The organism is Leptospira broomii serovar Hurstbridge str. 5399 (assembly GCF_000243715.2).
GTDB lineage: Bacteria > Spirochaetota > Leptospiria > Leptospirales > Leptospiraceae > Leptospira_B > Leptospira_B broomii.
In genome coordinates this window covers 1-22,578 of record NZ_AHMO02000002.1, presented here as the reverse complement: position 1 = coordinate 22,578, position 22,578 = coordinate 1, and the positions used below count along the sequence as shown (strand labels likewise).

At 43.8% G+C, this 22,578-nt stretch carries 14 protein-coding genes; 9 read left to right on the top strand and 5 right to left on the bottom strand.

Translation table 11 applies throughout. From position 1 onward, the window contains the following. Positions 1 to 329 precede the first annotated feature (329 nt). The 3 genes from LEP1GSC050_RS00095 to LEP1GSC050_RS00085 form a co-directional block, all read right to left on the bottom strand. Entirely contained in the window at positions 330 to 1,571 is a 1,242-nt protein-coding gene (locus LEP1GSC050_RS00095) for a Vgb family protein (protein ID WP_010570216.1), read from the bottom strand. 475 nt (positions 1,572 to 2,046) lie between these two features. Further along, positions 2,047 to 3,279, bottom strand: coding sequence for a lactonase family protein (locus tag LEP1GSC050_RS00090; protein WP_010570215.1), 1,233 nt, complete (start codon positions 3,277 to 3,279; stop codon positions 2,047 to 2,049). A 670-nt stretch (positions 3,280 to 3,949) separates the two neighbouring features. Further along, on the bottom strand, positions 3,950 to 5,776 hold the full coding sequence (locus LEP1GSC050_RS00085) for a 7TM diverse intracellular signaling domain-containing protein (protein WP_010570214.1): 1,827 nt from the start codon (positions 5,774 to 5,776) through the stop codon (positions 3,950 to 3,952). A gap of 687 nt (positions 5,777 to 6,463) precedes the next feature. Between LEP1GSC050_RS00085 and LEP1GSC050_RS00075 the strand changes: the two genes are divergently transcribed. The 5 genes from LEP1GSC050_RS00075 to LEP1GSC050_RS00050 all read left to right on the top strand — a co-directional run bounded on the left by LEP1GSC050_RS00075 (position 6,464) and on the right by LEP1GSC050_RS00050 (position 10,917). Next, complete coding sequence (locus tag LEP1GSC050_RS00075) at positions 6,464 to 6,817, top strand: PilZ domain-containing protein (RefSeq protein ID WP_010570212.1); 354 nt, start codon at positions 6,464 to 6,466, stop codon at positions 6,815 to 6,817. A gap of 527 nt (positions 6,818 to 7,344) precedes the next feature. Beyond that, complete coding sequence (locus tag LEP1GSC050_RS00070) at positions 7,345 to 8,646, top strand: hypothetical protein (protein ID WP_010570211.1); 1,302 nt, start codon at positions 7,345 to 7,347, stop codon at positions 8,644 to 8,646. Between the two features lie 920 nt (positions 8,647 to 9,566). Continuing rightward, positions 9,567 to 9,863, top strand: coding sequence for a hypothetical protein (locus tag LEP1GSC050_RS00060; RefSeq protein WP_010570208.1), 297 nt, complete (start codon positions 9,567 to 9,569; stop codon positions 9,861 to 9,863). A 2-nt stretch (positions 9,864 to 9,865) separates the two neighbouring features. After that, positions 9,866 to 10,396 carry a hypothetical protein gene (locus tag LEP1GSC050_RS00055; RefSeq protein ID WP_010570207.1) on the top strand — a complete coding sequence of 177 codons (531 nt, stop codon included), beginning with the start codon at positions 9,866 to 9,868 and terminating at the stop codon, positions 10,394 to 10,396. An 8-nt stretch (positions 10,397 to 10,404) separates the two neighbouring features. Continuing rightward, positions 10,405 to 10,917 (top strand): hypothetical protein, encoded by a 513-nt coding sequence (locus LEP1GSC050_RS00050; RefSeq protein WP_010570206.1) that lies wholly within the window; start codon positions 10,405 to 10,407, stop codon positions 10,915 to 10,917. 381 nt (positions 10,918 to 11,298) lie between these two features. Here the strand turns inward: LEP1GSC050_RS00050 and LEP1GSC050_RS00040 are convergent, their stop codons facing one another. Beyond that, complete coding sequence (locus LEP1GSC050_RS00040) at positions 11,299 to 11,724, bottom strand: hypothetical protein (RefSeq protein WP_010570204.1); 426 nt, start codon at positions 11,722 to 11,724, stop codon at positions 11,299 to 11,301. 524 nt (positions 11,725 to 12,248) lie between these two features. Next, a complete protein-coding gene (locus LEP1GSC050_RS00035) occupies positions 12,249 to 12,779 on the bottom strand; it encodes a hypothetical protein (RefSeq protein WP_040910773.1) in 531 nt (176 codons plus the stop codon). A 259-nt stretch (positions 12,780 to 13,038) separates the two neighbouring features. On the opposite strand from LEP1GSC050_RS00035, the gene LEP1GSC050_RS20335 reads away from it, so the two are divergent. The 4 genes from LEP1GSC050_RS20335 to LEP1GSC050_RS00015 all read left to right on the top strand — a co-directional run. Beyond that, entirely contained in the window at positions 13,039 to 19,329 is a 6,291-nt protein-coding gene (locus tag LEP1GSC050_RS20335; RefSeq protein WP_020986883.1) for a TIGR04388 family protein, read from the top strand. Then, positions 19,319 to 19,906 (top strand): hypothetical protein, encoded by a 588-nt coding sequence (locus tag LEP1GSC050_RS00025; RefSeq protein WP_010570200.1) that lies wholly within the window; start codon positions 19,319 to 19,321, stop codon positions 19,904 to 19,906. Before LEP1GSC050_RS20335 ends, LEP1GSC050_RS00025 begins: the two co-directional genes overlap by 11 nt. 201 nt (positions 19,907 to 20,107) lie before the next feature. Continuing rightward, positions 20,108 to 21,697, top strand: coding sequence for a TIGR04388 family protein (locus LEP1GSC050_RS00020; RefSeq protein ID WP_020986893.1), 1,590 nt, complete (start codon positions 20,108 to 20,110; stop codon positions 21,695 to 21,697). Then, positions 21,666 to 22,578 (top strand): TIGR04388 family protein (locus tag LEP1GSC050_RS00015; protein ID WP_156895913.1); only part of this gene is annotated, 913 nt, incomplete at its 3' end. The genes LEP1GSC050_RS00020 and LEP1GSC050_RS00015, both read left to right, overlap by 32 nt.

Below are 22,578 nucleotides of genomic sequence, written 5' to 3'. Positions count from 1 at the left end.
ATTTATGAGGTCAATGAAACTTACAATTACCTCGAGTATCGGTCCTGAGATTGAATCCGAGAGCAGTATCCGCTAATCGGGAAGACCTCTCCAATGACCGTATATACCGAAGGGAAACGTAAGGTCTTTAGCTATCAGCAATTTTAATAATATAGTTCATGAGTGTTTTATTTTAATTATTAATTTATTTTTATTAACCGATCGAATGCGAGGATTTTCGCTCGAGTGAGTCCTAAATTTGGAGGTTTACTGGGCGTCGAAACGTTAATCATTGTCATCCAGAAATTGAATCGATTTTCGCAATTAAATCATACTCTGCAAGCCGGGATCTATTGACTGACCGCTACTGCGTACGGGCCCGACCCGGTAGCGAAGCTTGAATTTGCGAACGTTCCGTAAAAATAAGCGCCTGTCGTCGCGTTAAAAACGGTAATTGTGTTCGATCCTTGATTGGTCACATAAACCGCATTCACTGCGGCACTAAATGCGACGCCTTTAGGATTCGTACCGGTACTGAAACTGGAATTAGCAAGAGTCCCGTTGGCATACGCGCCGGTGCTTGCATTGAAATAAGTCACCGTATTACCGAAATAATTCGTGACGTACAAAATATTCGCGATCGGATTTACGGCTACTCCGACAGGACTATTCCCGGTCGTAAAACTGGAACTGGCGAGAGTCCCGTTTAGATAAGCGCCGGTCGTTGCGTTGAAATAAGTAACCGTCGTGGCACCGTTATTCGCCACGTATAAAATATTCGCTGTTGGATTCACAGCTACTCCGGATACACCTCCTCCCGTCGTAAAGCTTGAAGCGGCAAGAGTTCCATTTAGATACGCACCGGTTGTGGCATCGAAGTAGGTCACGGTGCTCACATTATTATTAGTTTCATAAATCAGATTTGCGGAAGGGTTTGCCGCAACGTAATACGGATAGGACGCTGTCGTAAAACTTGCACTTGCGAGACTGCCGTTCAAATAAGCCCCCGTCGCCGCATTCAGATAGGTTATCGTATTAGACCCGCTATTTGTGACGTAAATCAAATTGGTATTCGATTTGAATGCAATTCCCTGCGTGTTTGCTCCTGTAGCAAAGGTCGAATTTGCAAGAGTTCCATTTAGATACGCTCCAGTGATTCCATTGAAGTAGGTTGCAGAACCTGCTCCGTAATTCGCCACATATACAATCTGTCCCGTCGGATTTACTGCGATAGCCGCCGGATTTGCTCCGGTCGTAAATGTTGAATTTGTAAGCGTCCCAAAAAGATAGTTTCCTGTGTTTCCATTAAAGAAAGTTATAGAATTCGAATTGTAATTGGCTACGTAGAAATAAACCGGAGCCGTTTGACCTAAAGAAATATAATCGCAGGCGGGGATTTGATCGCTGATTACGGATTTTAATAAGGCGATCTCCAGGAAATCCTTGCTATACCGGTCGCAGGGATTCGAGGCGGCGGACTTGCAAGAAGGTCCGCAGAGAATAGAAAGAATCAATGAAACTAAATAATATTGAATCGTTAAGCGCCTAATAATAAGGCGCCTAATAATAAATCGTCGGCTTTTATGGATCATTGAATTCAAGAAATCTCCGGAGAGCAATAATTCTGTCTTAGAATATTCAATCAGTCGCCTTGGATTATAATTCTGGTCGAATTTATTCTTAATTCGTTAGAGTTACAGGATCAGCGCTTAATAAAACACCTTCCTCGTGAATTGCGGAAGGTCTAGGCGGAAAAGGTGAGCGCCTAAGCAAGAGTAGGTCCGGTGAGTTGCGGTGTAAGCGCATAGTAAAACGCTTTCACAGAAAATTGCGGAAGGAAAGAGTCGAGAAGAATCTATTTCAGAATGTAAAGGTAGCGGATTGAGCCGGAAGGCCTGCTGCCAAGAAGCAAGACCTTCTTGTAATCACGTTACATCATTGGCCTCGTCTCCCGAAAGAGAAAATGAAAAAGGAAGCTTCGGAGAAAAAGTTCGCGCCAGCAAAATTAGGGAAGGATCCTGCATCGATCGATTTTCATAATTAAATCATCCTCTGCAAACCAAGAGGTTATTGACTGACCGCTACTCCGATCGGAGTCGATCCAGTAGTAAAGCTTGAATTTGCCAATGTTCCGTAAAAATAAGCGCCGGTGATCGCGTTAAAAACGGTAACTGTGTTCGATCCTTGATTGGTCACATAAACCGCATTCATCGCAGCACTAAATGCGACTCCTCGAGGATTCGTACCGGCAGTGAAACTGGAATTGGCGAGAGTCCCGTTTAAATAAGCGCCGGTGGTCGCGTTGAAATACGTCACCGTATTGACAGAATTATTTGCTACGTATAAAATACTCGCGCTGGGATTCACGGTTACTTCCTGCGGAGTAGTTCCTGTCGTAAAACTGGAATTGGCGAGAGTCCCGTTTAAGTAAGCACCGGTGGTTGCATTGAAATACGTCACCGTATTGGCAGAATTATTTACCACGTATAAAATATTTGCACTTGGATTTACGGCTACTTCGTAAGGAGTAGCTCCTGTCGTAAAACTGGAATTCGCGAGGGTCCCGTTTAAATAAGCGCCGGTGGTTGCGTTGAAATAAGTCACCGTCGAACTATTGAGACTTGCCACGTATAAAATATTTGCAGTTGGATTCACGGCTACTCCGACCGGATTAGGTCCTGTCGTAAAACTGGAATTGGCGAGGGTCCCGTTTAAATAAGCGCCGGTGGTTGCATTGAAATAAGTCACCGTGGTGGTCCCGTTATTTACCACGTATAAAATATTCGCAGTTGGATTCACGGTTACTCCCTCCGGAATAGATCCCGTCGTAAAACTGGAATTGGCAAGAGTCCCGTTTAAATAAGCACCGTTGGTCGCATTGAAAAACGTCACCGTCGCACTACTGTTATTTGCCACGTATACGATCCGCCCTGTCGGATTTACTGCGACACTTTTCGGATTTGACCCGGTGGTAAACGTCGAATTTAGAAACGTCCCAAAAAGGTAGTTTCCGGTACTTCCAGTAAAGAAGGTGATGGAATTCGAATTGAAATTGGTTACGTAGAAAATCGAGCTCGTTTGACCTAAGGAAAGAGAAGTACAGGTCGGGATTTGATCGCTGATTGCGGATTTTAGTAGGGCGATCTCCAGGAAATCCTTGCTTGATCGGTCGCATGGATTCGCGGCGGGGGACTTACAAGACAGCCCGAATAAAAAAGAAAGAATCAATGAAACTAAAGAATATTGAATCGTGATCCGCCAAATGCAAAACTGTCGGCATTTATGGATCATCAAACTCATGAAAGCCCCCAAGAAGGATAATTCTGTCCGATAATATTCAATCGGTCGACTTGGATTATAATTCTGGTCGAATTTATTCTCGATTCGTTAGAGTTTCGGGGTAAATTACTATAAATTAGAAGCCGTATTAGAACGGTAAACATCGCTGAGAACTTATTCGTCCTTACGCTAAGTTCGGTTCGCTTCTTTTGAAAGTCTTCAGCGTATCGGGATGTGCGGGACCTGCCGCCGTTTTTATCCTTTTTTCAGGAATTTCCGTGTCACTCAATCGAGAGAACTCCAGATCGCAAACCGAACCTAAGAGTTTGTCCCAAAACTATTAGAAAGCCATTCCGATAAAAACGAGAGTAAAAATGATTTTGAGACTAGCCAAATAATTATTCTCTTTCAATTCCCAACATGTTTTAGCGGCTCTAAATAGTTTGCGAAACATGGAAAAGTAAGTTCCGTCGGATAATATCGGCCGAAAAGGGTCTTTTAAAATCGTTGCCTTCCGTAGGCCGGTTCGGAGGAAAATCAGTATTTTTACTATATCATTGTTTTAATATTTTATGAATGACTAATATATTTAAATTTGTCAAAAGCTTTATGCGAAAAATATGATTCATTCGCTTGGATTAAGATAATGAGTTTTGTTCCGCCGTAACGGGTTTTTTAGCCTCGGATACTCTCAGAACGTATCATCAAATTGTGACTGCCTAAATTGCTTCGGGGTTATTCCCGTAAACCGTTTGAAGTCGGAATTAAAGGCAGCCTTCGATTTAAATCCGGATTCATAGCCGACTTGTAAAATGTTCCAGTCGCGGGAATTTTTTAGCAACGTCATCGCATGTTGAATTCTATAATAGGAGAGGAGTCGAGGAAAAGTAGTCTTCAAATGTGTGTTGCAAATTTCCGAAAGCTGGTGGGGAGTCAAGCCAAGCCTTTGGGACAGAGAACTAAGCGATAGGTCCTCATCCAGATAGATCATCTCCGCGACGAATAGACGTTCGATATTACGTAAAATTTCGGCTACATTCATATTATGAATTTTGCTTCGACGATACTTTCCGATTTCCTTTTTTGAGGAATCGTTGCTCGTTTGCGACGATATGGCGGAGAATTCCGCTAATCGATCCAATGCCGCCTTCATTTCTAATTCGAGCCTCTTGCGGGTCGAATCAATACTCCTATATCTTTGATAAATACTCGCAGCGAAAAATATCGCTTCAAAGGGGAGGAGCCAAACTAAGGCATAGAAAAAGAAAGGGAAAGGAGGAACAACACGCGTCACCCAAAGTATATAGAGAAATGCCGCAGAATAAAAAGTTCCCCAAGTGATTGCAAAAATCAGCAAGTGCTTTTGATTGTTTAAGAGCAAACGAACGGTGATGGCTAAAAGTCCTGGAATCCAAAACAGGTAGACGACGGAAAAAATCCGGGAGAAAAAGACATTCCAATTCGAAATAAAGGATCCGAACGCGGACGCGATTGCAAAAACAAGTAGGCCGATGGCGATTTTATCTAATTTCGGAAAGTGCATCCGTAGATCCACGAATTCGCGAAAAAAAGCCACCGCGAAGTAGAGTGCAATAGCCTGAGTAAAAAAAAGACCGTGGGTTTGCCAAAACGGAAATTCCGGCCAGAGTATTCTAGGCGCGGAAGAATACAAAAAGCTAAAATTGATCGATACGGAAAAAAGATATCCGCCGTAAAAAAGATAAATTTGATCACGTAAGACGAAGAAGAAAAAGAGAGCGAACAAACAAACTGCCGCCATAAATCCGGCGTATAACGAGGTGTAGAATACTCGCCGATCCATTTGCTCCCGCATTTCTGTCTCGGAGCGAATCGCGATCGGGAAGCGCATTAAAGACCAGGTATTTATGCGAATCAGTATTTCTTTCTCTCCTAAAATCGGAAAACTCGGATAATCAATCCAAGGAATTGCCCACTGACTTCGCGGTAAAATCGCTCCTGCTTGTCCTCTAAAACCGGATCGACCGAATTCGTCTAATGCGAAAAACTCCGCCTTTGTCAAAGTCGGCCATTCTAAAACGATATAGCATCGTTGGCCCGGGTTCTCAGGTTTACCGGACGCCTTTAGCCAGACGGTCGCGTAGGTAAAATCCAGATCGAGAAATTGTCGATTCAGGCGCTCGAAAGTTTGTTTGAATGCTTCGTCCGGGGCGGTCTTACCGGACGGATCTATCCAGATTTGAAAATTATACTTTTTGCAAGAATCATCCGAATCTTCCGGCCTCTGGGACTGAGGCTGCGAATTACATCCGAATATCAGAATAATCGGAAAAAGAATAGAAACTCTTAGAAAATAAGAAATATTCCGCATTTGTTTGAGGTTGTTTAAGAATAGTATCGATTGATAGTAACCGGTATTAAGATTAAAATGTCCAGAAATATTGCCGTTATGCGACGTATGATCGAAGATATTGATCGGAAAACGATTTAATTGCGAATTCCGATCCATGGCGGCGCCGATCGGGTTTTCGTCCGTCACAGCACTATCGTTTGCCTAAATTCCGCTCCGATAATTTAGGTATTCGTATTGAAATAGGTCATAATATTCCAGTCCGAGCCTACATTATGCGTAGGATTTGTAAGAACGGGTTCCAATCCGGAAAATGTAGAATTAGCTTTTCGCTTTACGGATTATGTAGGAGCGGCTTTAAAGATGAAGATAATTAACTTTTTAGGACTTCCTTTTGTTTGTCAGGAGTCGGTGAAACCCTAATCGGTCGGTCGATATTCTGTACAAACTTTTTTGCATCTACAGATTTTATAAGGCAGCTATTGCCTATCGGAATAATATCGAAACAAATCCTTTGCTCTCCGTAAGAAGCTAGAATAATCACCGGCAAGGACTTCGATATTCTTTGCGATCGCATCTAATCCAAAAACCTGGAGATTCGTGAAGAAACAAAACTCATCGTCTTGCCATAGAACGAACCGTTCTATGTTTTGAAAGTCTTTCGCGTTTAAAGAATACCGGCGGCTGCACAGAATTAAAAGTAAGGTCGATCATCTTTGTACGTAACCTAATAACTTCGGCCTATATCATGAATTCGGGTTCGTCGACGCCTGATAATAAATTTACAAATATTAATAAAATGCGATGAAATCTAAATTCCATTAAATCCGTCCGATTTCTATAAAAGCGCGGAAGGCAGCAGAGGGGAGTTCGAGAATGGCGGAGGAAAGGAGAAGAAGGAAGAGAATCATTTCAAAAGAGTTATTTGAGTTTCAAGTGATAGCTTTGCATGAAAAAGGTGCGGTGGTCGGTAATGTTTTGGATATTTCCGAGTGCGGTATCGCAATTCTTACCGACTTAGAAACTAGCCAGAAACAAGAAATCGGATCAAGAATCTCCGGTTCCGTTTCAGGGCCATTTTTCGAGGAGATCCCTTTTTCGGGGATCGTCGTCAGAAAAGACGAATTGGAAACTTCCAATGGGGTTAAGGGAATTCTCGCAATCGACTTCTTCGAAATGATCCAACTTTCGGACCGTATGCTTGCATTAAGCTTAACGACTTTAAGTTAACGATCGAAATTCCGAACCTAAATCTTATTTTTATTATTTACTCCGGTTGATCGTTACGTTTGCGATCTTTTTTAGGTAGGATGCGGCAATCATAACGGTTGCTAAATATCGACTAAACAATCGAGCGAATAATCGTCGTACTTTATTCGGAAGAGAGGGGCGAAATTCCCGGAACGGACTTTGATCGCAAATACGCCGATAGGATTTATTCTTTTCGGATCGCTCCTGCTTGATTCATTAATAAAATTTAATTCCATAATAAACCGCCCATTCCTCGGTTTAATCGATCGGTTGTCCATCAGGTAAGTAGGTTAGAGGGATACTTGCCGGGAAACCGGGAAGCTATGATCGCCGTATCCCGTTATAGAGGCGTTAGGATAGGCGGAAACTTTCCGGTAGGGTAGTTTGGAATGATATCCCGTGATCCGAACTCAGAAGAGATACAAGCTGTAAATTATAGTTGAAATAGAGAAATATAATATTCTAAATGCAACATGTTTCTACGATGATAAATCCATAGGCAAAATATGAATAAAATCCTTCGCAAATTACTCCAATCCGAAACCTCCGTTCAGGCGCCAACTCCAAAAGGGTATTCTTCCGCCGAATACCTAACTTTGCAGAATTTTTATAACAACCGAGCCCTCCTTCCTCAGGGCCAAAGCCCGAGTCAATTGTCCGGTTGGCTATCTCAATGCCATCCAAGATATAATATGAGTTCCTGGTGCTTCTTCGGAAATATTACCGACGAAGCGGGAGAAACCGCCGCCATTAATTCTATCGTTCAGTATCAATTGTTACCGAACAATTCTCCCTATTTAGCCGAATGGTCGTATTGCGATAGTAAAACGAACGGTTATGTGATCGCTCCCTTCTTGGTGGAAGCAGGAAATGTGGAGTATTCCCGTCCACTTGCGATAACGGTGGATGCAAATCCTATTTACACGGGCTTTCTGAGTCTCGCGCTGGTTCACGGAGAGATCGGCCAAATAGGGGCAAAGTACAGCCTAACGGGGCGAGTTCGCACGGAGCCGGATTTTGACAATTGGGAATATGATCTTCTTATGGAAGATACCTTCGGAGTTATCCAGGCGGGTTACGGACCGACTTCTTTTCTTCCTCAATGGTTGTTCCCGAATCAAACAAAGGAAATAATGACAAATCCTCAATTCGACGGAAGCGTTCACGAGTATCTCAAATCCGGAATGGACGATATGTTCGGTCAAGGATCCTACTATTACACTCTACCTCTTCTCAAAGTTGATAAATTTCTAATTCGCAAAAACGGGAGTTCTTATTTTAGCGGGAAGAAAGGCAATATTTGGATAGATTATGTGGTTCAAAGTTTCGGAGAGAAGAGCTTAGAAATCGTCGGGTCAGCTAGTTGGCAATTTTTTGCCGTCCAGTTTCCGGAGATTCCAGGATATTTTAACTATGAAGCTGCGATAATGGTTTCGATCGTAGAGGCCAAGACCGGACCTAATCCGGATGACGAATCAAATCTCAAGGCTGCTCGCTTTTTTATAAGCGATCCCTATCACACTCAATACAATGAAAACGGTTCCATGAAAGCGGCCTTCGAGTGGAGCATCAACCAAATCAAATATACGGGTTCCGATCTCTATAGGGGCTTTCCGACTAAATTCGAGATATCGCTCAGCGCTACGAACGGTTCCATCTCTCTGAAAGGAGAAGCGATACGACAAAATCAAATCGTGGGAGGGGTGAATAAATATGAAGGAGTGTTTACCGTTATCGCAGATATTAATTTCGCCAACGGAATTCAGGTTGCAGGCGTAAAAGGTTTTGCATGGGCCGAAGTACATTAGTTTAATACACGGTTAGCCGCAAAATTGATTCATAAAATAGAATCAGACTACTGAAACAAAACGTAGATTCCGGAATGGGGCCGGCTGTATTATAAAAGACTTAATCTCCGGATAGACATGCGCAAGCGCGTAATCCGGAACCCAGATTCCGAAGCGGGTTTTCTGAAGTGCCATTGCGCTAACGCGTAATTTGGAGAACGCAGATTCCGCTCGAAGCTGCGGTAAGGCGGATTCGGAATACTGATTCCGCTGGGGCATGCGGTAAGGCGGAATTTCGGAATGCTGATTCCGCCGGAACCTGCGGTAAGGCGGATTCGGAATGTCGATTCCACTCGAAGCTGCGGTAAGGCGGATTCGGAATACTGATTCCGCTTGAACCTGCGCTAAGGCGTAATTCGGAACGGTGATTCCGCTCGAAGCTGCGCTAACGCGTAATTTCGGAACGCTGGTTCCGCTGAATCTGTGCTAAGGCGGATCTGGAATATGGAGTGAAGTAGGCGGAGAGAAAGTTGGAGAGGAAAAGACACCGGGCAAGAATTTGCACGGATTAAAGTTAAAATGTTTAATCGTGTGTTATTGCTCTTGAACTGTTACCTCTGTTTGTACAGTGTCTGCATAGCCGGCTGGAATAAGTCCAGTAAAGGCTTGATTCAAGGGAATAGTATGATTTTTTGATGCACTCGTTGTTCTAATAAATGGGATATTTGAAGTGTTCGCTCCAGTATAACATGTAAGGTAAGCGAGGCGCCGGAGTTACCCCCAAAAATAAGAGATACCTTCTCACTAATTACAACGACTCTTCAAAATTATAGAGTTTTTTAACTTCGAGTTTAGTGACCGAATCTTCGTAAAGGATGCGGTATTTTTAACTGTTGACGTGTACATATCAACACTAATATACCAATGGGGGAAGATAGATAATGGCAGAAAAAAATCAAGGTATGATCCAGCTAACCCATATCGGAGATAATGAGAAAGTAGAATATCAAAAGGCAGATTTAATAAAGCTTTGCCGAATTGGAGAAGAATACGTCGTCTCTTTCTATCAATTCGATTATCAATCTTTAGCTAACGTAATGAGCAAGAAAAATGCACCTCTTGACGCGAATGAGTTCGAGGATAATCTCATTCCTCTGAGTAAAATCGTTATGAACAGTCTGACATTTAAACAATTAAAAACCGAAATCGATAATTTGAACGAAGCAATGGGAGCTTAATAATGACTCAAAATATTTTAGAAATTAATCCATTGAAACCGAAAGATATTACGAACGGGCAAGCAGAACTATTCTCAAAAACAAAGACGGAAATTATTAACGAAAATAGTATAGTGAGTAGACCGGAATTCGAAATATATCACCTTAACTATTTAAGGAGCAGCCTGCCAGAAATATTAAGTACCAGTCCCGCAAGACAAATGATGAAATTTATCCCATTATTTAAGGAGATTATTAATCCAGATTTTCATTGGGAACAATCGGGTTATGTAAAACCTTCAGCGTTACCTCTGGAACACTTAGCTTTCATTTATTTTTCAGTTTCGTACCTAACTTCTAATATTTCTAATTTACATTTTAATGCTATGCCAGAAGGCGGAATCATCGTGGAATTTGATCTTAATAATAAGTTATGCGTTTTGGAATTATTCAATAACGGCGATATTATTTTTGTGGATAATTCCGGTTCTAACGAGGCGGAAATAAAGTCATTGGATTCCGATCAATTTTTATCCTTACTCTTCCAGCAATAATTAAATTTATGTGTGAACATAAAAATATTCCGGATCGTTTGCACACTAACGGTAAAAAAGAAGATCAAGATTTCGGTCTTTTTGAGAAACTTTATCGTAGGTTTCCGCCCGGTATTCCTCGGAACAATAAAAACGGTCGATACGTTATAGATTCTGATGAGTTATCTCTAAATCGAGAAAAATATTCAAACGATCCTACAGACGTACTGTTCCGCACAACAACCGGCGATTATTTATCCGATTATGGAATATTGCAATTTTCAGTGGAATTATTTTCAAATCTAAATCTACAGCATGATACGGAAGAGATTCTTTTTACTTTTAAAATCGCTCATAAGCCAGAAGCATGCATGTATCCGCATTCAATCATTGTTCCCTATAAAAATGGAAAACAAGTGGATAGGATTTCTTCGAATTTTATTAAAACAGCTTATAGAGAGAAATTATGGACTTTTGCAAAAAGTTTTATTATTCGAGAATCTTCGCCTCCTTCCGTTGATTCTGAAGTAAATACCTATTAACCACTATTTTTAATGTCCTATTCGGGATAATCGGGATTCGGAATGTCGATTCCGCATAGATACATGCGGTAACGCGTAATTCGGAATGTCGATTCCGCTCGAAGCTGCGCTAAGGCGGATTTCGGAATGTCGATTCCGCTGTAACCTGCGCTAACGCGTAATTGGGGAATGCGGATTTTGCTGGACCTTGCGGTAACGCGTAAATTCGGAATGCTGATTCCGCTTGAAGCCGCGCTAAGGCGGATTCGGGAATGCTGATCCCGTTGGAACCTGCGGTAAGGCGGATTCGGAATGCAGATTTTGCTGGAACTTGCGATAAGGCGTAATTCGGAACGTTGATTCCGCTCGAAGCAGCGGTAAGACGTAAATTTGGAATGCTGATTACGCTGTAACTTGCGATAAGGCGTAATTCGGAACGCTGATTCCGCCGGATACATGCGATAAAGCGTAATTTCGGAACGCAGATTCCGCTGTAACCTGCGGTAAGGCGTAATTTCGGAACGCCGATTCCGCTTGAACCTGCGGTAAGGCGTAATTCGGAACATTGATTCCGCTGGAAGCTTCGCTAACGCGTAATTCGGAATGTTGATTCCGCCGGAACCTGCGGTAAGGCGTAATTCGGGGAATGCTGATTCCGCTTGAACCTGCGGTAAGGCGGATTCGGAATGTTGATTCCGCTTGATCCTGCGGTAAGACGTAAATTTGGAATGCTGATTCCGCTTGAACCTGTGCTAACGCGTAATTCGGAATGCTGATTTCGCTTGATGCTGCGCTAACGCGTAATTCGGAATGCTGATTCCGCTTCAAGCTGCGCTAACGCGTAATTCGGAATGCTGATTCCGCTTCAAGCTGCGCTAACGCGTAATTTCGGAACGTTGATTCCGCTTGAACCTGCGCTAACGCGTAATTTCGGAACGTTGATTCCGCTTGAACCTGCGGTAAGGCGGATTCGGAATGTTGATTCCGCTTGATCCTGCGGTAAGACGTAATTTGGGAATGCTGATTCCGCTTGATGCTGCGCTAAGGCGGATTCGGAATGCTTATTCCGCTTGAACCTGCGGTAAGGCGTGATTCGGAATACTGATTCCGCTTGAACCTGCGCTAAGGCGGATTCGGAATGCTTATTCCGCTTGAACCTGCGGTAAGGCGGATTTGGAATGTTGATTCCGCTCGAACCTGCGCTAACGCGTAATTTGGGAACACTGATTCCGCTCGAATTTGCGGTAAGGCGGATTGGGGAATATGGAGTGAAGTAGGCGGGGGAGAAAGTCGGAGAGGAAAAACCACCGGGCAGAATTGCCCGGATCGAAGTGATGATGCTTTATCGTGTGTTACTGCTGTTGAACCGTTATATCTGTGGGGCTTGATGTATTATAAAAGGGCTCGATTACGCCGGTAAAAGCTTGGGAAAAGGTAATCGTATAATTTGTTGATGTATTGGTTGTTACCGTAAATGGGGGGCTATTTGAGGCAGCTAATCCGCAGCTTGTTACAGAATAAGCTGTAAAATTTGAAGCAATATTCGTAGTAGTGGATGCGAAAATCAATTTTTGTCCAGCTGCCGCTACGACTTTTACATAACCAATATATCCAAATCCGGAAGTCGATGCCGAGAAGCTTACCGATTGAGCAGAGGTAGTATTTGCAGTTACTTTTGCACAAGAATAGTTTGCCTGACCTAACAGTGCATAAAGGGTGGCTTGGTCCGAGTTACTGCTACTGCTTTTCTGACATCCAAAAAATAAAGATCCGCAGATGGCTGATCCGATGATTACTAGAATGAGACGCTTCAATGTAAGTACCTGTTTTGAAAAAGAGTTTGGAACGGCTTCCCACTCCATTTTAATTCTGTCTTCTTTCAAGGAAAATTTTTCAGATTTGAAACGAATCCTTCGTCAAAAGACACAAAATTAAGGCGCGGTGAGTTGAAATATTTTTACTGGGGGTGGAAAGTCAATCTTTTTTAACATGGTTAATAAAAATTGCTTGATGGTTTTTCTCTTTTCCATAGGTTTCACCAAGTAATTTAAAAGACACTCACGATTTTTGCTCCGGGCGAAAATTTTAAGTCAAAATGTTCTTTTTTTCCCATTTCTTTGTGCCTTGAGGGGTGTTTTTATTATGAATTTGCAATTCAAACGAACCGTTGTTATTTCTATTGCAATCTTTGGTCTTTTGACGGATTCGGATCGTCTTTTTCCGCAGGCTGTCACTCCTCCGAATCTGAATGCTCCCCAGTTTGATCCCAATCAGATGGCGACGATCTATTCCTCCGCCGCGAGCCGATTTTCGAACGTCGCCGATTATGATAATTACGTACTGAACGAATTGCAGTATTACAAAACGACATACGAGGCGGCGCTGGATCAGGAGATCACCGCATTCGTTAATTCCGTTCAGACCCAGGACAGTTTTAATAGCGTTCAGGATTATAAAAACTATCTGCAGGACGCCTTAAAATCCCAGGAGGACCAGGCTCTAACCGCATTTACGGTTGCGGCAGATATCCAGGCATACGCGCAGCAGGATTCTTTTTTGAAATCGATTTTCGGCGCGGACTATGTGCAAACCGAGCAGGATAAGGCGGGTTTTACGACTCAATTGAATACCGCTTTGGCATCGAATGTAGACCTGTCGAAGCCGGTAGGAACTCAATCCATTTCGGAAATCCAAACCCAGTGGAACCAAACGTACAATACGAATCTACAGAACGGACTCGCTCAGTACGAGTACGGTCTGCAAAATATGACGAGCAATTATCAGGCGTTGCTGAGCCAGATCAATCAGACGGACGCAAATTATCAGGCGAATCTGACCCAGATCAATCAATACAAACAGAATATAGTGGGCCAGGTTCAATCATTAGTTTCGAATGTTCAGAATTACTTAAATAATGAAAATTTATTTTGGACGGATCCTGCGACTAAAACGACACTTACTGTGGATGGCCAGAGTCTACAAACGTTTTTGAATCAAATCCAAACCGATATTACCCAAAATCAACCGCTTACTACAATCGTAAGCGATCTGAATGCATTTTTACAAACCGAGAGTTCGATTGGGACGACCAATGCAGCCTCCTATTCGGCGCTGGCTTATCCGCCGACTCCCGTCAGTTATGGAAATGGTTTCGCTAGTATTCCTACAGTGTCGTGGCAATCTGGCTCTGTAGGATACAATGATGTTGGCTTATCAAAAGAACTTCAATCTTATCTAGATGGAAGTATTACTCAATCACAGTTTATTTCCTGGTTAAACAGTGGAATCGGGACTGGTTTAAATTTAGGTTTGAGTGGGGGAGTCCAGGTCTTTCAAATTCAGACTGCTGATCTGCAAGCGTTTGATAATAATGGGGGATATTGCAATGATATTTTCGGATGTGGTATCCCTGGTTTATTTGGAGGATGGACTGTTCTACCGTACTCGAATCTAAATGCTAAATATAGCGTAGAAGGTACAAATTTCGTTAATTATATTGAAAACGATGTGATTGGCTGGGGAGGAATCGGCGGGGTAGTTGCTCATAATTCGACAGAAAATGATGTACACATTCTTCTATCCTATACCACCTACGATCCGAATGCGGCCAAGAATGCCACTGATTGGAATTCTCTAGTTGCCCAACTCAATTCATTTTCAGCAAATATCACCAATAATGTACTCCCTGCCATTTCGAATTGGGAGATCCAGGCTAATCAATATCAGTCTCAGTACAATGCGTTTTTAGCTCAAAAACAACAAACCATCGCATCGGCTCAGGCCAATTTTACCGCAGGAGTGCAGGCTCTACAGTCCCAAGAGGCTTCTTGGTATATCAATATGGATAACCTGAAAAAGAACGCTGCGGGAGAATTTGCACAGGCATCGACGGATGCGAGTACTCTGAATGCAGCCGATCTGTTTACGGCTTTACCATCCGCCACCTCCAATACGGGAGTGGGAAGCGTACTAGACCAAATCAATTCTAGGTTTCAGAATTTAGCGTTTTCCTTACCTAACTCAAATACGAATCTTCCGGATAACTCCGCCCTCCAGAGCGTGTCCACCTCCTTGACCCAAGGAATCAACGCAGCGGAGAACGTGTCCTTGTTAAGCGCAGCGAATACAGCGTTGTTGAATAGTAGAATGAGCTATATAGACGGGATGGTAGCGAATCTATCGAGTCAGTTAACATTTACGGATAGCGGACTGAGTCAGTTACTAAAAGCGAATGGAGATACGATCTATACAGGGAAGGCCGGAAAAGACGGAAACCAGTATATCGCGGATATAGACGGAAATATGAAACGAGATGCCAATGGAAACGGGATCACGTTGCAGAGTTTTATCAACTCGACTTGCGGGCAAGGACTTGCGAACGCGGCGTGTGCATCGTATACGACGAAGGAATACGCGAGCGTGGTAGCGAATTCGGATGGGTCGATCACACTTACGAAGAACATGCATACGGGAACATCCTCGTTAACCGGCGGGGACGCGGGGGACTCCAGCAATTATAAATACGATACTACACAAAGACAGTTTACGATTGCGGCACCTGGAGTCGTGGCACTGGATTCCCAGAATACGACAGTGAGAGTTGATGACCCTAACGGTTCAACCCGGAAAGGCGGAATTCTTGGACCTAGTGTTGTTCAGTCTGGCTCTGGGTTAAACATATTCGATTCATCGTCGGTGGGAAATCTGGTGAGTTCCGCGTTTACGAATCTACAAGACTATATGAGCGGGGCCAACTTGCAAAAAATGGCTCAAGAGATGACAGGCGGGTTAGGGTCGATAGATAAAGAAGACTCCCGGATGCTCAGTACCGCGCAAACAGACGCACAGAACAAAGCGCAGACAGCGTCCTTAATAGAAGATTATGCGAAGAACGTGTTACTCGGCGGAGTGAGTACAGGAGATTGGGTCAAAGGACAGGTCAAGTCGGCGACCCAGAGCTTGATCGCGACAGCACTCTCGAATACATTCGATTTATCACCGGAAGCTGCGTCATTTTTAGCAGGCGCATGGCAGGATAAGATAGCAGCTAAGAACGCACAACATTCGATTAACAATTCGTTTGGAAGTTTGCAGAACATAGTCGCAACGGGGGGAATGAGTTTAATCGCGGGCGGCGCACTAAAGATAGCGGGCAATATCCCAGGACTCAGTGGGATCTCAAAAGCGATCATGGATGTATCGTATCCGGGGCAAGAAGCGGATATTCAGAAATATAAGAACGATAAATTCCAGGCCTACGGACTAGCAGTTACAGAGTTCGGGAAGATGAACGGCTGGGATCCGACGGTGATCCAACAATTCTCGCAATACGCAGTGGATGCGATGAGAAACAAATCTGCGAAGCAGGAACTAGGGATGACAGGACCTGCATTGTCACTAGGAAGAATCGGAAATGAACTGAACACGATGGCAGCGTCGATAGAAGGACCTCTTGCAGAGGGAATGGGAGCAATGACGCATGCTATATCGACTGGCCTTGCAGGATTACACGTAATCTCGGGATCTAAGGCAGAAGACTTTAACGACGATACGCGAATAGCGATTAATGATATCAAGCTAAAGGGCAATAAGGATGCAGTGACTCAGTACAAGGCAGACCAGGTGAGTAGCGCTGGGTTTGTAGTACAGCAATACGGCAGGGCAAACGGCTGGTCCCAGGCTCAAATCGATCAGTATGCGAAGATGGCTGAACAGTTTGTACAAAGACAACAGGGAAAGCAAGAACTGAATCGGGATAAACTACTGCTAGATGCTGCAAACTTTGCCACCGGAGGCTTAATCGAAGCCGACCAACAGCTATTACACGGTGGACTCGAGAGTACGGTTGCTAAGTTTGCGGGTGGAGTGATGAAGACGCTCGGAGACATAGGCCACGACTTAGGCGTGATCTCAGCAAGCGATAATAAGAGTATATACAAACAATCATCGGACTTCCAACATACGATCGACCTCTCGAAAGCGAAGGGAGAGTCAAATACCGGGAATGCAAGCTTAAGCCAGCAAATCAAGCAGGCTACGAGAGACAAGGTGTTTGATGCGATCGGTGAGATGCTATCTCCCAACTTTGGAGGAGCAGATCCACACGCGATCGGACAGTTACTAGAACAATACGAAAACCAACAAACCGCTAGGAGGAATGCAGCGAACCAGAGACTGGAAGATGTTGCTCAAGGAGTAGCGATTGTATCCGCGGCGGTAATCACAGGACTCTCGGGAGGAGCCGGAGCACCATTATTAGAGGCGGCCACTGCCCTCTCAACCGGAGCAGCAGTAACGGCAGACGGTGCGATGATGTTAACCGCAGTCGGGGCAAACATAGCGACCCAAACCTATGTAGGAAGTAGAGTTGGAGGCACGAACGGAGCGGTAGCCGGATTTGCGAATGGAGTCATTAGTGCGGTTACGATGGCGAAGGAACTCCCGATATCTGGTTATATCAGTTATACCCCTCACCAAAACGCGAATATCATAACCGGTCAACAAGAAGTAGCCGGTGGCTGGGGAGGTGGAGTAACCGGAGCGATACAGAAGGTGGGAGGAACTCAGTATGGACTGAATGGAGGCTTCTCATTTACTCCAGGAAGTGGATTAAACCTAAACGTGAATGTAAACCTTCCGAGTACCAATGGATCATACGTGGGAGTTAGTTATAATGCTAGTAATGGAAGCTATACTGGAAACGGTGGCTTTACCTTTGCAAAATCAGGAAGTAATAATTTAGGACTGAACGTATCAGCGAGCGATACTGGTGTAGTAAACGTAGGTGCGAACTTAAGTAATGAACAAAAGGGTTGGAGTAGTCTTGGCGGAGCGTTCTTAAACTTCTCGAATACTGGAGACATTACACTTAGTAATCAGTTTAGAGGTGCAAACACAGTGAGTGTGGGTTATAACACGGATACCCACTCGTTTGGACCGTTAGGGATTAACGGTAGCTTTAGTACTGATTTCTTAACATCGGTAGTTCAAGAGAATGTAGCAGATGCCGCGAATCGGGAAGCAGCCCTATCTAAGTCCTATGGAGATATCCTAGTCCAGATGGGAGAGTTTACTCCCGAAGAAATAGCGAATTTACATAATGATCCTAACGGCAACGAGAAGATAGTAGCAGCGTTTAACGAAATCAAACAGAATGCGATTGATTCAGGTAATGAAGGAGCCTTCGGTCAACGTTTGCAAGATGCAATTAACAATTTAAACCAAAAGAACAACACAGACATTCCGGTTAACAATCCGTTAAACGACCGGTCCTCTTGGCCACAGAACTCGGATGAGCAGGCAGGTAAGAATATTCTGGATTTAGGTTATGTGCTGACGAAAAAGGATGAGAACGGAACTGAATTCTTATCGAATGAATCAACGTCATCGGGATTAGATCCTGAATATCAATCCGAATTGGATGCACTTCGAATTAAACAAAACGAAGTTGGATATCAAGGGATGAGTGAAAATGAACTAGAACGATTTAGTCTCTTGAAGCAAATGGAGTATATCTCAGAAAATGGTGATTTATTAGCAGGAAATACCTCTAATGATAGACCGAGAAGTTTAGATGAATTAAAATATCATTTAGATCTATTAAGTCCTAAGCCAAATGCGAGGGAGAACGCTATCTCTATTGCGACTTACGACATGACTTCAGGTGGGGTTGTTGATGATTTGCTCGCCAAGGGGGTAAATATGCAACAGCAGCCAGGAGAATCGATTGAAAAGTTTAGATCTCGGATTGTATCAGAATTACGGGCAACTTCACAAAAAATGACGTTTGCTTCTCCCGAAGCGCTAAATCAATATATAGGAAAGGTAGCTGCTAAGCTTGCGGCCGCTTTAGATAGCATGGGCTACGGAGCGAATGATTGGAATAATCCTATAACTCCAAAAGGTGCAGCCAATTTGGGAACCAAATTAGACTGTATTGAATTTGTAAATACCGTAATATTTGCTTCAGGAATAAGCCATGAACTTGGTCCAGGGCAACCTTACCAATTCAATTATGCCGATAGCATGCGTCCATTTGATAAAGCTAAAAGAAATGCTGCGGATCTTGCAATGATATTGAATGGTCCTAGTTTCAATGGCGTAACGAATGCATTATTTAGATCTGATGCGTTTGTTCCTACGGAAGGTAATCAGCCGCAAGTAGGCTCAATTGGAATTATGATGGAAAAGCATTCAGATGGGAAATGGTATGCTGATCATACTTATGTGGTCACTTCAGTTAATGGGAATAAGTTAGAAGTAGCAGAAAGCACGTCTGGGTTAGGTAAGGATGGTCAAAAAGGAGTACGCTTTTCAACGGTAACTAAGAATAAAGGTCGTTACTGGGATAGCAAAACAACTTTTTTGAACATTAATCCAAATTATAATCCGAGCTTATATCCCGACAACGGTAGTTCTTCGAATGGAAATTAAATATTATTTCATATGCATTTCGGTATTTGTTTTTGCTGTAGTCTGTAAACCAACTGAAAGTCAGGCGAAATATTCTAGCTGTCAGGAAGCAAAAAAAAGATACCCTAAAATATATACATCTAATTGCATACAGCCTGGCTCCGATCATTATTGTTTCCGATTTGCCGAAAGAGTAAAAGATGGGTATTTCATGGAGGAAATCCAGGGTGAATGGTTTTTTGATGATGCATCTATCCAAATAAAATTTAAAATTAATTCAAATGGACAAATTAATATACAACTTTGGAATGAATTTTCTTCTAAGAATAAAGAGACCCTAGTATATCAGGCTTCTATTTCTTATGATAAAAATATCAAAGTTCGGAATTTACATTTAGGAAGCTTTGGTGATCCAAGAGACTTCGACACAGACAAAATTGAGTGTTATATATCTGAGGGAGACATATTGAACATTAGAATTGGTGAAGAAAGTAGTGGGGAAAATACCAATTGGTTAATTTTATCACGTCGGCTCAATAAATTATATGAAGATTACGAAATTAAGATTAAAGTTCCTTCCCGGGGTATTAATCAATAGGCCAACATCGTTTTAGCATAATGTGTACTTTAAATTACGAAAAGGAGAAACTTTAAAAACTAAAATGCGACCTCGCAGCTTACAGACAAAATCTCCGCTCACACCCCGCGAAGGATCGACGCGGGGTCTCAAAAATCGCGGATGCGATTTTTTGACCGAAGCGGAGAGCCTGACCCGAAGAGAGAGGCTGAAGGTATTGTAATGAAAAGTAGGTTGAGGGGCGCGGCCAAGAAAAACGGAATCAACGCAGCGGAGAACGTGTCCTTGTTAAGCGCAGCGAATACAGCGTTGTTGAATAGTAGAATGAGCTATATAGACGGGATGGTAGCGAATCTATCGAGTCAGTTAACATTTACGGATAGCGGACTGAGTCAGTTACTAAAAGCGAATGGAGATACGATCTATACAGGGAAGGCCGGAAAAGACGGAAACCAGTATATCGCGGATATAGACGGAAATATGAAACGAGATGCCAATGGAAACGGGATCACGTTGCAGAGTTTTATCAACTCGACTTGCGGACAAGGACTTGCGAACGCGGCTTGTTCACCGTATACGACGAAGGAATACGCGAGCGTGGTAGCGAATTCGGATGGGTCGATCACACTTACGAAGAATATGCATACGGGAACATCCTCGTTAACCGGCGGGGACGCGGGCGACTCCAGCAATTATAAATACGATACGACGGCAAGACAGTTTACGATTGCGGCACCTGGAGTCGTGGCACTGGATTCCCAGAATACGACAGTGAGAGTTGATGACCCTAACGGTGGTTCGACCCGGAAAGGGGGAATTCTTGGACCTAGTGCAGGGCAGTCGGGCACTGGGTTAAACATATTCGATTCATCGTCGGTGGGAAATCTGGTGAGTTCGGCCTTTACGAATCTACAAGACTATATGAGCGGGGCCAATTTGCAAAAAATGGCTCAAGAGATGACAGGCGGGTTAGGGTATATAGACAAACAAGACTCGATGATGCTCTCAACCGCACAAACAGACGCACAGAATAAAGCGCAAACTGCGTCCTTAATAGAAGATTATGCGAAGAACGTATTACTAGGCGGAGTGAGTACAGGAGATTGGGTGAAAGGGCAGGTCAAGTCGGCGACCCAGAGCTTGATCGCGACAGCACTCTCGAATACATTCGATTTGTCACCTGAAGCTGCGTCCTTTTTAGCAGGAGCGTGGCAGGATAAGATAGCAGCTAAGAACGCACAACATTCGATTAACAATTCGTTTACGAACGTAGGGAATATCTTGGCTACCGGAGGGATGAGCTTAGTCGCGGGCGCCGAACTAAAGATAACAAGCAATGTCCCAGGACTGAGTGGGATCTCAAAAGCGATCATGGACGTATCGTATCCGGGACAGGAAGCGGATATTCAGAAATATAAGAACGATAAATTCCAGGCCTACGGACTAGCGGTTACAGAGTTCGGGAAGATGAACGGCTGGGATCCGACGGTGATCCAACAATTCTCGCAATACGCAGTGGATGCGATGAGAAACAAATCGGCGAAGCAGGAACTAGGGATGACAGGACCTGCATTGTCACTAGGAAGAATCGGAAATGAACTGAACACGATGGCAGCGTCGATAGAAGGACCTCTTGCAGAGGGAATGGGAGCAATGACGCATGCTATATCGACTGGCCTTGCAGGATTACACGTAATCTCGGGATCTAAGGCAGAAGACTTTAACGACGATACGCGAATAGCGATTAATGATATCAAGCTAAAGGGCAATAAGGGATGCAGTGACCCAGTACAAGGCAGACCAGGTGAGTAGCGCTGGGTTTGTAGTACAGCAATACGGCAGGGCAAACGGCTGGTCCCAGGCTCAAATCGATCAGTATGCGAAGATGGCTGAACAGTTTGTACAAAGACAACAGGGAAAGCAAGAACTGAATCGGGATAAACTACTGCTAGATGCTGCAAACTTTGCCACCGGAGGCTTAATCGAAGCCGACCAACAGCTATTACACGGTGGACTCGAGAGTACGGTTGCTAAGTTTGCGGGTGGAGTGATGAAGACGCTCGGAGACATAGGCCACGACTTAGGCGTGATCTCAGCAAGCGATAATAAGAGTATATACAAACAATCATCGGACTTCCAACATACGATCGACCTCTCGAAAGCGAAGGGAGAGTCAAATACCGGGAATGCAAGCTTAAGCCAGCAAATCAAGCAGGCTACGAGAGATAAGGTGTTTGATGCGATCGGCCAGATGCTATCTCCCAACTTTGGAGGAGCAGATCCACACGCGATCGGACAATTACTAGAACAATACGAAAACCAACAAACCGCTAGGAGGAATGCAGCGAACCAGAGACTGGAAGATGTTGCTCAAGGAGTGGCGATCGTATCCGCGGCGGTAATCACGGGACTCTCGGGAGGAGCCGGAGCACCATTATTAGAGGCTGCAACGGCCTTGACGACAACTGGAGCAGCAGTAACGGCAGACGGTGCGATGATGTTAACCGCAGTCGGGGCAAACATAGCGACCCAAACCTATGTAGGAAGTAGAGTTGGAGGCACGAACGGAGCGGTAGCCGGATTTGCGAATGGAGTCATTAGTGCGGTTACGATGGCGAAGGAACTCCCGATATCTGGTTATATCAGTTATACCCCTCACCAAAACGCGAATATCATAACCGGTCAACAAGAAG